The organism is Mycobacterium sp. Root265, from assembly GCF_001428895.1.
Taxonomy (GTDB): Bacteria; Actinomycetota; Actinomycetes; order Mycobacteriales; family Mycobacteriaceae; genus Mycobacterium.
Genome location: NZ_LMJA01000018.1, coordinates 66,354 through 77,182 on the forward strand (window position 1 = coordinate 66,354; position 10,829 = coordinate 77,182).

12 protein-coding genes are annotated in these 10,829 nt (G+C 68.1%); 7 read left to right on the plus strand and 5 right to left on the minus strand.

Annotated elements, in window-relative coordinates; genetic code table 11:
* Positions 1–37: 37 nt before the first annotated feature.
* From ASE48_RS16350 to ASE48_RS16360, 3 genes are read left to right on the plus strand one after another with little or no spacing between them, the layout of a single operon-like run.
* Positions 38–838 carry an enoyl-CoA hydratase/isomerase family protein gene (locus ASE48_RS16350; protein WP_057168160.1) on the plus strand — a complete coding sequence of 267 codons (801 nt, stop codon included), beginning with the start codon at positions 38–40 and terminating at the stop codon, positions 836–838.
* Positions 839–852: 14 nt separating this feature from the next.
* Positions 853–2,340, plus strand: coding sequence for a SulP family inorganic anion transporter (locus tag ASE48_RS16355; RefSeq protein WP_057168161.1), 1,488 nt, complete (start codon positions 853–855; stop codon positions 2,338–2,340).
* A 1-nt stretch (position 2,341) separates the two neighbouring features.
* Positions 2,342–2,749 (plus strand): MerR family transcriptional regulator, encoded by a 408-nt coding sequence (locus ASE48_RS16360; protein ID WP_057168162.1) that lies wholly within the window; start codon positions 2,342–2,344, stop codon positions 2,747–2,749.
* Here ASE48_RS16360 and ASE48_RS16365 read toward each other — a convergent pair.
* The 5 genes from ASE48_RS16365 to ASE48_RS16380 are packed head-to-tail and all read right to left on the minus strand — an operon-like array spanning position 2,739 to position 6,971.
* Entirely contained in the window at positions 2,739–3,290 is a 552-nt protein-coding gene (locus ASE48_RS16365; protein WP_057168163.1) for an isochorismatase family protein, read from the minus strand. The genes ASE48_RS16360 and ASE48_RS16365 overlap by 11 nt on opposite strands.
* Positions 3,291–3,308: 18 nt before the next feature.
* Positions 3,309–4,592: a hypothetical protein gene (locus ASE48_RS16370; protein WP_057168164.1), complete on the minus strand. Its 1,284-nt coding sequence runs from the start codon at positions 4,590–4,592 to the stop codon at positions 3,309–3,311.
* A complete protein-coding gene (locus tag ASE48_RS16375) occupies positions 4,589–4,954 on the minus strand; it encodes a hypothetical protein (RefSeq protein ID WP_057168181.1) in 366 nt (121 codons plus the stop codon). The genes ASE48_RS16370 and ASE48_RS16375 overlap by 4 nt, the downstream gene beginning before the upstream one ends.
* Before the next feature lie 38 nt (positions 4,955–4,992).
* Positions 4,993–5,142, minus strand: a complete 150-nt coding sequence (locus tag ASE48_RS33135) for a hypothetical protein (protein ID WP_149448136.1) — start codon at positions 5,140–5,142, stop codon at positions 4,993–4,995.
* Positions 5,139–6,971 (minus strand): hypothetical protein, encoded by a 1,833-nt coding sequence (locus ASE48_RS16380; RefSeq protein WP_057168165.1) that lies wholly within the window; start codon positions 6,969–6,971, stop codon positions 5,139–5,141. The genes ASE48_RS33135 and ASE48_RS16380 overlap by 4 nt, the downstream gene beginning before the upstream one ends.
* 101 nt (positions 6,972–7,072) lie before the next feature.
* On the opposite strand from ASE48_RS16380, the gene ASE48_RS16385 reads away from it, so the two are divergent.
* Genes ASE48_RS16385 through ASE48_RS16400 form a run of 4 tightly spaced genes read left to right on the plus strand, consistent with a single transcriptional unit; the run spans position 7,073 to position 10,734 of the window.
* Complete coding sequence (locus tag ASE48_RS16385; RefSeq protein WP_057168166.1) at positions 7,073–7,642, plus strand: hypothetical protein; 570 nt, start codon at positions 7,073–7,075, stop codon at positions 7,640–7,642.
* A gap of 52 nt (positions 7,643–7,694) precedes the next feature.
* The gene (locus ASE48_RS16390) at positions 7,695–8,954 is read left to right on the plus strand and encodes a glycosyltransferase family 4 protein (protein ID WP_057168167.1); all 1,260 of its coding nucleotides are present in this window, start codon (positions 7,695–7,697) and stop codon (positions 8,952–8,954) included.
* On the plus strand, positions 8,948–9,664 hold the full coding sequence (locus ASE48_RS16395) for a class I SAM-dependent methyltransferase (RefSeq protein WP_057168168.1): 717 nt from the start codon (positions 8,948–8,950) through the stop codon (positions 9,662–9,664). The genes ASE48_RS16390 and ASE48_RS16395 overlap by 7 nt, the downstream gene beginning before the upstream one ends.
* Before the next feature lie 5 nt (positions 9,665–9,669).
* A complete protein-coding gene (locus ASE48_RS16400) occupies positions 9,670–10,734 on the plus strand; it encodes a prenyltransferase (RefSeq protein WP_057168169.1) in 1,065 nt (354 codons plus the stop codon).
* Positions 10,735–10,829 lie beyond the last annotated feature (95 nt).

The following is a 10,829-nucleotide window of genomic DNA, read 5'->3' on the forward strand; positions in this document are numbered from 1 at the left end:
CTGCTACAGATATATTAATCGCGCGGAAGGAGTGCCAGTGCTGCCCGAATACCGAACGCTGCTGACCGCCGTGCACGCCGGAGTCGCCACCGTCACGCTGAACCGGCCCGCACAGCGCAATGCCGTCGGCGACGGCATGCGCGAGGAACTGGCCGATGCGCTGACGCGGTGCGATGCGGCCGATGAGATCCGCGCCATCGTGCTGACCGGCACCCCGCCGGCGTTCTGCGCGGGCGCTGATCTGAGTGCTGGTGCGCAGACCTTCACCACCCCCGGTGCAGGGTTCAGCGCTGCCGGCTTCCCGGTGCCGGCGTGGACGCTGGCCAAACCGGTGATCGCCGCGGTGAACGGACATGCCCTCGGGCTCGGCCTGACGCTGGCGCTGCAATGCGATATCCGGTTCTTCGCCGCCGACGCCACGTACGGCGTCGTACAGGTGCGGCGCGGCGTGGTCGGCGACGCCTACTCGCACTGGGTGCTCCCGCGGCTGGTGGGCATTGCGGCGGCGGCCGAGATCCTGTTGACCGGAGCGACGTTCGACGGCCACCGGGCGGTGGCGCTCGGCCTGGGCAGCCGGGTCCTGCCCGCCGCCGACGTGCTGCCCGCGGCGCTGGCGGTCGCCCGCGACATCGCCGAGAACACCGCGCCGATGTCGGTGGCGGCCAGCAAGCGGCTGCTCTGGGATTCGTTCGACCTCACCCGCGAACAGGTCGGGGCGCGTGAGACCGCGATCCACCTGCAGCTGATGGCCCACGACGACGCCGCCGAGGGGGTGCGGGCACAGCTGGAGCGCCGTGCCCCGCGCTGGACCGGGAAACCCGGGCAACTCTCCAGTTAGGGTAGAGTCCGCCGGTGCTCACAACCCCGCAGCAGGAGCAGTCCGTGCTCGCCGCCCTGCGCTCACCACGACGATTGCGCACCGAGGTGCTCGCCGGGCTGGTGGTGGCGCTCGCCCTGATCCCGGAGGCGATCTCGTTCTCGATCATCGCCGGCGTCGATCCACGGATCGGGTTGTTCGCCTCGTTCACCATGGCCGTCACCATCGCCGTCGTCGGCGGCAGGCCCGCGATGATCAGCGCCGCTACCGGCGCCGTCGCGCTCGTCGTCGCGCCGCTGGTCCGAAGCCACGGCCTGGATTACCTGATCGCGGCGGTGATCCTGGCCGGGGTCCTGCAGCTGATCCTCGGCGGCCTCGGTGTGGCCCGGCTGATGCGGTTCGTGCCGCGCAGCGTGATGGTGGGCTTCGTCAACGCGCTGGCGATCCTGATCTTCGTCTCCCAGATGCCGCACCTGCTGGGTGTCCCGTGGCTGGTGTACCCGATGGTCGCCGCCGGCATCGTGCTGATGGTCGTGCTGCCCAAGGTCACCACGGTGATACCGGCACCCTTGGTGGCGATCGTGGTGTTGACCGCCGCCACGATCGGATTTGGTTGGGCCGTACCCGATGTCGGTGACGAGGGGCAGCTGCCGTCGAGCCTGCCGACCCTGCTCCTCCCGGATGTGCCCTGGACCTGGCAGACGCTGGGCGTCATCGCCCCCTACGCGCTGACCATGGCCATCGTGGGACTCCTGGAATCGCTGATGACCGCGAAACTGGTCGACGACATCACCGACACCCACTCCGACAAGTCCCGCGAGGCGGCCGGCCAGGGTGTCGCCAACATCGTCACCGGGTTCTTCGGCGGGATGGGCGGCTGCGCGATGATCGGCCAGACCATGATCAACGTCAAGGTCTCCGGCGCCCGCACCCGGATCTCGACGTTCCTGGCCGGGGCGTTCCTGCTCGGACTGGTGGTGGGGCTGGGCGACCTGGTCGCGCAGATCCCGATGGCCGCCTTGGTCGCCGTCATGATCATGGTGTCGGTGGCGACCCTGGACTGGCACAGCATCCACCCGAAGACGTTGCGCCGCATGCCCAAGAGCGAAACCGCGGTCATGCTGGCCACCGTCGCGGTCACGGTGGCCACCGACAACCTCGCCTACGGGGTGGCGGTCGGCACGCTGACCGCCATGGTGTTGTTCGCCCGCCGGGTCGCCCACCTGACCGAGGTCGTCGACATCGCGCACCCGGACGACGACTCCCGGGTGTACGCGGTGCGGGGCGAATTGTTCTTCGCCTCCAGCAACGATCTGGTCTATCAGTTCGACTACGTCGGCGACCCCACCAACATCGTCATCGATATGAGTGAGGCCAATGTCTGGGACGCCTCGACCGTGGCGAGCCTGGACGCGATTACGACCAAATATGCGGCAAAGGGCAAGAAAGTCAGCATCATCGGGATGAACGAGCGGAGCGCGCAGCGTCACGCCCGGCTCAGTGGCCGGCTGGAGGGACAATAGGATGGCCGGCGACGCCGGTGATCGCGAACTGCTGCAGATCGGCGACGTGGCCGCCCGAACAGAACTGTCCATCAAGACGATTCGTCACTACGACGATGTCGGGCTGGTCACCCCGTCGGCCCGCTCGGCGGGCGGCTTCCGGCTGTACACCGCAGGCGACGTCGACCGGCTGCTCTCGATCCGGCGGATGAAGCCACTCGGCTTCACTCTCGAAGAGATGGGGGAGCTGCTCGACGCCCTCGACATCGTGCACCAGAGCGGATCAGCCGGCGAGCGGCGCGCGCAGGCGCTGAGCCGCCTCGCCGACTGCCACGAGCGCGCACAGCAGGCGTGCACCACGCTCGGCAGGCAACTCGCCTACGCCCGGGAACTCACCGCGCAACTGGCCGGCTACCGCGCTACTCGGTGACCTCGACGCCGCGCGCCCGCAGCAGCGCCACCGCCTCGGCCGTCGAGTCCGCGGCCACCCCGGCGCACAGCGGCAGCAGCACCCGGGTACGCAACCCGGTCGCCGCGGCATCCAGCGCCGTCGCCCGCACGCAATAGTCGGTGGCGATCCCCACCACGTCGACGGCGTCCACCCGGCGCTGGGCCAGCCAGTCCGTCAGCGACGTACCATCGGCGTCGGTGCCCTCGAAACCGCTGTAGGCGGCCGAGAACTCGCCCTTGGTGAACACCGCCTGCACGGCGGCAGGATCGAGATCCTCGTGGAAATCCACCCCGGGCGTGCCCACCACGCAGTGCCGGGGCCAGGACACCCGGAAGTCGGGGGTGTCCGAGAAGTGCTCGCCCGGATCGATGTGGAAGTCCATGGTGGCGACCACGTGGTCGTAATCGTGTCCGCTCAGCAGTTCGGTGATACCCCGGGCGACGGCGGCGCCGCCGTCAACCGCCAAAGACCCACCTTCGCAGAAGTCCTTCTGCACATCGACCACGATCAGCGCACGCATGGCTCAACCGTAGTCCCCTCACCCGCCGAAGAGCAGGTACAGGCCGGTGAATGTGTAGCCGACCATCACCAGCATCATCGTCAGCTGGCCGGTCATCTGATGGCCCTTGGGAAGCACCCGCAGCGCGCGGTCGTGCGCGGCGATGACGCCGGCCACATGCCCGAGGAGCACGAACCCGACCTTCAGTGAGGCCAGTACCGACGGGTGCATGGACAACAGGTAATACACCTGGGCGTCAGGGGATCCCATCAGGGCGTGCACGGTCTGCTGGCCCTTCTCGATGAGATAGGTGAGGTAGTGGGCGAAGACATAGCCGATGACGATCGGGATCAGCGAGTGCGCCATCAGGCCGGGCAACGCGCGGCGGCCCTCACGGTCCACACCTCCGGTCGCCGCTGCGGCCAGGCTGAAGGTCACCGCCACCACCGCGATGAACACCAGGAGGCCGACGGTCTTGTATCCGCTTGCGCCCCACGCGCTCGAGGTGTGGGAGTCCACGAAGTTCCGCCATCCGGGCATCGCCGAAAAACTGTCGAACGCGGTGGATCCCAGCAGCACGGCCAGCACCGTCACGGTGCCGGGACGCACCGGTAGCGTCAGCAGCTGGTTGAACGGATTACCGATGGCGATGCGTCCGTCGGCGTTGCGGCGCCACGGTGCGCACCGGGAGGCGATCATGCTGTAGACCTCGAACGGGTCCGCACGCGCGCACCAGCGCGGTCCGCTCAGCAGGCCGCCCACGAGTGTCACCGCAAGGTAGATCAGCAGCCAGATCTCGACCGCGGTAAGCGATCCCGGATCGGGGCTGGCCAACTCGAGCCAGACGAAGGCGAACAATCCGGCGGCGGCGGGCCGGTAACCGAGCCGGCGCGGATAGCGATCGCGGGTGACGCGCAGCAGCCGCAGGACGGTGCGCACCGGCGATATCGCTCGCCACACCGGGCCCAGGAACAGCGACAGCGCCACCAGGCCGACCCACAACAGCACGTAGAAGACGCCGGGCAGCGCATTGCGGGAATCCTGCGGCCCGGTGACGGCCGCGACGGCCACCCACCCGGTGAACGCCAGGCCGGCCGCGGCGACCAGCCACCGGGTCAGCGATGCGTCGACGACGGTGGTGACCCAGCCCGGGAGGGGACGGCCCGGCGTGTCGGGATCGAAACGTGGTGTGCGCCAGGCCAGCGCGACCACTGCGAAGGTGAAGGTCAACGTCCACGCGGCGCCGACCACCGCGTAGGTGAACGGAATGGGCAGATCGGCCGAGCCGCCCAGACCGTGGGCGAGGACCGCCGTGGAGGTCACTGCACCGTGATGGTCGCGACGACGCGGTTCAGGTGGTGCAACTCGACGTCGACCTTGCCGGGCACCTGGACCTCGAACTGAAAGGACTGCAGCGACTCGGGTTTCACGGCGAAGGTGTGCTCGGGACTGGCGTGCACGTGCAGTTCGTCCTCGGTGTCACTGGTGACCCGGATGACGATGGGCTGCTTCACCGCGGCCCGCACCTGCTGGTTGACCGGCGTCACCTGCCCGCCGGCGATGGTCACGTCGATCACGACCCGTTCCGGCGGTGCCTGCTGATCGGAGAGTGCCGGCGCGGCGGTGGCCGCGGACGGTGCGGCCGGTTCCTCGGTGGAACCCGAGCAGCCCGCGGTGGCCAGCATGGCCGCCGCCGACACCACGGTCGCCGCGATCAGTGTCCTCAATCTGTTTCCTCACTTCGATTCTCGTCGTCGGGGTCGGGGTTGCGCCGGTCCCGGATGGCCACCCACGCCACCACCGCGGCGACCACCACGGCCGGGGCGAACGCGGGCAGCGCCAGCAGCAGGGAGTGATCGGCCAGGTAGGTCACGCGAGCGGAACGGGCTGCTTGGTTTCCGCGCCGCTGTGAGCGCGCATCTCCCGGTCATTGATCCGGCCGGCCCCCCAGCTGAGCGCCGCGATCAGGATGAGCGAGCACAGCAACACCACCAATGATGCCGCGGTGAACAGCCAGCTCGGTACGTCCAGATTCCGTTCCCGCTGCAGCACACTGATTTCCGCGGTCAGATCCCGGTTCATCGACTCTTCTGCGGGCAGCTCGGTGGCACCGATGCCCGGGTCGGCGGGCAGGAACACCGGGACCGCGGCCATGGTGCGGCCGTCCTGAACCCGGATCAGTGTCTTCCAACTGCCCCAGACCGGTATCGGCCGGGTGGTGCGGTAGTGGCCGGGCCCGAGGCGTTCGAGCTTGTCCACGATCAGCCCGCGCTCGTTGTCGAGGCCGCCCTGCCAGGACAGCATCGAAATCCATTCGGGATCATCGCTGATCAGGTCGGCCGGGGAGATCCGGATGTCGGCGCTCACGAGTCGTTGCCCAGCGGGGCTGGGTAATTCGGTGAGCGTGATCTGCGCGCCGGCGTTCGGCGGCACCGAGATGTTCAGGCCGTTGCCGACCGCTGCGCCGATGGTCAGCACCGTCAGCACCACGACTGCGACGCCGGCGCCGCGCCGGGGCAACGGACGGCCGGTGAGCACGGTGGCGAGTAACCCGCCGCACATGCCCATCAGCACGGCCACCGGCACCGAGGTGGCCAGGGCTTCGACCCACATGGCCGCCGGCCACGGGTACATGAAGACCGCGTCGATCCAGAACGACTCCAGCCACAAGCCGACCGTGCCGATACCGGCACCGGCGACCGCGCCGAACAGAATGGGGCGCTGCAGAAGTGGTGTCAGGGCCAGTAGTTCGACCACCAGGGCCGGGCCGAGGTAGAGCGCGAACCAGCTGTAGGGGGCGCCGAGCACCGGGCCGACCGCGACCGCGACGATCCCGCGGATCAACAGTGCGAACAGCACCGCGGCCAGCGCGGCGCCCCTGCCGAGGGTGATCCGGGCGGCGACCAGCGCCAGCGCGGCGGCGGCGGCGATCAGCATCGGGTGCAGCACCAGCCGGAACTGCTCGATGCCGAAGTCGTATTCGACGGGGAACACCGACATACCGATGACGAGGCCGCCGAAGGCGAAGTAGCGCAGGATCTTCCGCGGGGCCACCTCGGCGTCGGGGCCCATCGCGATACGGCCCTCGTGCTCCAGCAGCAGGACGGCGACCAGGGACAGGCCGGCGCCGCCGATCAGCATCAGGTGGGTCGGACCCCAGAGTGTGACGTCCTGACCGAAGATGCGGTGCCAGACGTCGTCCAGTGGGAAGCCGATGAGCGCGTACAGACCGCATGCGGCCATCAACACCCCGCCCACGGGCGCATACCAGGTTCTGGTGATCTTCAGCGCGGCCGGACCCGGCTTCTCATAGGGCAGGATGATGGCCAGCGATCCGGCGATGAACAGCAGGAACAGCCCGACCAGGATGAAGTAGTGCGCCGGGTTGGCCAGCGGACCGGAGTCGCGGCCCTTGCCGATGTGCAGGCTGACATCCCAGATGAAGCCGAACATCGCGCAGATGATGGTCGAGGTGAACAGCAATGTCGGCAGCGCCACCCAGGGTGGCCGCTTCATCTTCACCCCGACCTTGTTGGCGAGCGTGTCCAGCCAGGTGATCCGCCGCGTGCGATGCAGGATGCCGATCCACAACAGCCCGGCGGTGATGATGCCGGCGGCGACCGAGACGCCGATGATCTGATCGAGATCCGCGCCGCCACCTTCGGTCCCCGCCTGCGCCAACACGCTCAACGTGCCTGACATGCCCACCCCCGTTTACGACCCTGCGGATTTACTGGTCGGTAATGTTGCCAGAAACCGATACCCGATACCAGGGGTACCAGAAGTGGCTACCCTGGACGTCGATGAAGTTCGCCGGTCTGCACCTGCGGCAACGTGACGGCATCAGCTGTGGTCCCTCGGTCGCGGTGATGGCCACCGCGTTGCTGGCCCCCGACTACGGCACCCCGCTGGCCGGCGCCGGCGCGGCGTCCTGGTTCGACGCCGAGCAGGCACGCGTCCATCACGCGGTGAACCGGATCTGGCCCCGGCGTCTCGGCATGACGCCCCGCGGCCTGGCGGGCGCCATCAACCGGCACAGCCCGGTCCGATATCGATGGCGGTTGTGCCGGGGCCTACTGCGCAGAACAGATCCACTCGGCGACGTGCTGGCAGCCGTGCACGACGGCTTTCCGGTCGCGATGCTGGTCGGCGGGTTCATCCCGCGGCACTGGGTGCTCTTCGTCGGCGGGCGGGCCGGGGCGGATCAATTGCGTTGTTACGAGCCGACATCGGGGGAGACGCGTCCGGTGGAGGTGGTGCGCGTGCAGCGCGCCGAGCTGACCGGCCTGGGCTTCCCGCGGCCGTTCGCGTTCGTCCTGCCCGGTCCGGAGCGGCCTTGGCCGCGTTGCGCCTCCCAGCCGGTCGAACTATAGTCTGGACACATGTCCAGTATGCTTGCGCTGCAGTTCAGCGGATTGAGCTGACGTGCGTATAGCCCTTCTGTCGTACCGCAGCAAAACTCATTGCGGTGGGCAGGGTGTCTATGTCCGGTACCTCTCCCAGGGCCTCGCCGAGCTCGGCCACGATGTCGAGGTGTTCTCCGGCCAGCCCTATCCCGACGGGCTGGACCCGCGGGTTCGGCTGACCAAGGTGCCGAGTCTGGATCTCTACCGCGATCCCGATCCGTTCCGGGTGCCGCACCCCCGCGAGATCCGGGACCGCATCGATCTCCTCGAGCTGGCAACCATGTGGTCGGCCGGATTCCCGGAGCCGAAGACGTTCTGTCTGCGGGTGGCCCGGATCATGGCCGAGCGCGGCAACGAATTCGACGTCATCCACGACAACCAGAGCCTGGGCTCGGCGCTGCTGACCATCGCGAAGCGCGGCCTGCCGGTGGTCGCCACCGTGCACCACCCGATCACCCGCGACCGGGTGCTCGAGGTGGCCGCCGCCAAGTGGTGGCGCAAGCCGCTGGTGCGGCGCTGGTACGCCTTCGCCGAAACCCAGAAGAAGGTCGCGCGGGCCATCCCGGAACTGCTGACCGTCTCCTCGACATCGGCCGCCGATATCGCCGAGGACTTCGGGGTGAGCGACGAGCAGTTGCACGTGGTGCCCCTCGGTGTGGACACCGAACTGTTCCGGCCCGCTCCCGATCGGGTGCCGGGCCGCATCATCGCGATCGCCAGCGCCGATGTGCCACTCAAGGGCGTGGGCAACCTGCTGCACTCGGTGGCGCGGCTGCGCGCACACCACAACCTGGATGTGCAACTGGTGTCCAAGCTCGAGCCCAACGGGCCGACCGAGAAGCTGATCGCCGAATTGGGCATCTCCGATATCGTCAACGTCTCCAGCGGGCTGTCCGACGAAGCGCTCGCCGACCTGCTCGCGTCCGCCGAGATCGCCTGTATACCTTCGCTTTACGAAGGCTTCTCGTTGCCCGCGGTGGAAGCCATGGCCAGCGGCACCCCGATCGTGGCGAGCCGGGCCGGGGCACTGCCCGAGGTACTCGGCGAAGAGGGCGAATGCGCACGCCTGGTGCGGCCCGCCGATGTCGAGGAGTTGACCGGGGTGCTCGGTGAACTGCTGGACTCACCCGCCGAACGGCACCGTCTGGGCGCCGCCGGACGGCGCCGGGCACTGGATGTATTCAGCTGGGAATCCGTTGCGGCACAGACCGTCACCGTGTACGAGCGGGCCATCGACAGAACCGCCGCCAAGGCGAAGAAAGGACGGACAGCGTGCTGACCGTTGACTACGACCGGCTCGGCGTCGGACCCGGCACATCGGTCATCGATGTCGGTTGCGGCGCGGGCAGGCACTCGTTCGAGGCCTACCGGCGCGGTGCTGACGTCATCGCCTTCGACCAGAGCGTCGAGGATCTCAACGATGTCGACGCCATCCTGACCGCGATGAAAGAGCAGGGCGAAGCGCCCGCCTCGGCCAGCGCGGAGGCCGTGAAGGGCGACGCCCTGGCCCTGCCCTATGCCGACGGCAGGTTTGACTGCGTCATCGCCTCGGAGATCCTGGAACACGTCCCAGCGGACGACGCGGCGATCGCCGAGCTGGTCCGGGTGCTCAAACCCGGTGGTGTGCTGGCCATCACCGTCCCGCGCTGGTTGCCCGAGAAGGTGTGCTGGCTGCTCTCGGACGAGTATCACGCCAACGAGGGTGGGCACATCCGCATCTACCGTGCCGATGAGCTGCGCGACAAGGTCGTCAGCCACGGTATGCGATTCACCCACCGCGAGCACGCGCATTCGCTGCACGCGCCCTTCTGGTGGCTGAAATGTGCGGTCGGAGTGGACAAGCCGAACAATCCCGCGGTGACCGCCTATCACAAGCTGCTGGTGTGGGACATGATGAGCCGTCCGTGGCTGACCCGCCAGGCCGAAGCCGTGCTCAACCCGGTGATCGGGAAGAGCGTCGCCCTCTATTTCGAGAAGCCGACCGCGTAGCCATTATGCGTCGCCACGAGATTCCCGGTGTGTCAGGTGTATTGACGCCGAAGCAGTGCCTGCAAACGGCCCAGTCGATTGCCGACACCCAGGAATCCGATGGCGCGATCCCGTGGTCGGTCGGCGGTCACACCGACCCGTGGGACCACGTCGAGGACCTGATGGCACTGACGGTGGCGGGGCTTCTCGAACCGGCCCGCGCCGGATTCGACTGGTGCCGCCGCACGCAACGGGACGACGGTTCCTGGCCGATCCAGCTGCGCAACGGTGTCGTCGAGGATGCCAATACCGACAGCAACTTCTGCGCCTACATCGCCACCGGGGTGTGGCACCACGTGCTCATCACCGGCGACCGGCGGTTCGCGGTGCAGATGTGGCCGACGGTGAGCCGGGCCATCGAACTCGTGCTCAGCATGCAGTTGCCCGGTGGTCAGATCAGCTGGGCCAGAAGCGATGCCGGGATGATGGACGAAGCCCTGCTGACCGGATGCGCGAGCATCTACCACAGCATCCGGTGCGCGCTGGCACTGGCGAACTACCTGGGCGAGCCTCAGCCGGAGTGGGAAGTGGCTGTCGGCCAGCTCGGGCACGCGATCGCCGAGCATCCGGAATTGTTCAACGCCAAAGACACCCACGCGATGGAGTGGTACTACCCGGTGCTCGGGGGTGCCATCCAGGGTGCGGCGGCACACGCGCGCATCGAATCGCGCTGGGATGACTTCGTGGTCCCCGGCCTGGGTATCCGCTGTGTCGATCACCGTCCGTGGGTGACCGGTGCGGAGACCTGCGAACTGGTCATGGCACTGGACGCGGTCGGAGACCGTACCCGCGCACTTGAGCAGTTCACCGCCATGCAGCATCTGCGTGAGGTGGACGGATCCTATTGGACCGGACTGGTTTTCACCGACGGCAAGCGCTGGCCGGTGGAGCGCACCACCTGGACCGGTGCGGCGATGATCCTGGCCGCCGATGCGCTGTCCCGAACCACCCCGGCCGGCGGCATCTTCCACGGCGCCGATCTGCCGCGCGGGCTGGAGGGCGAGTTCGACTGCGCCTGCGACCGCGTCTAGTGTCCTGAGTCATTAATTCGGGTGCAGTAGTTGGCGATGCTGGCCAGGATTTGGTCGGCGGTTTTGGTCCAGACGTAGGGCTTGGGGTTGTCGTT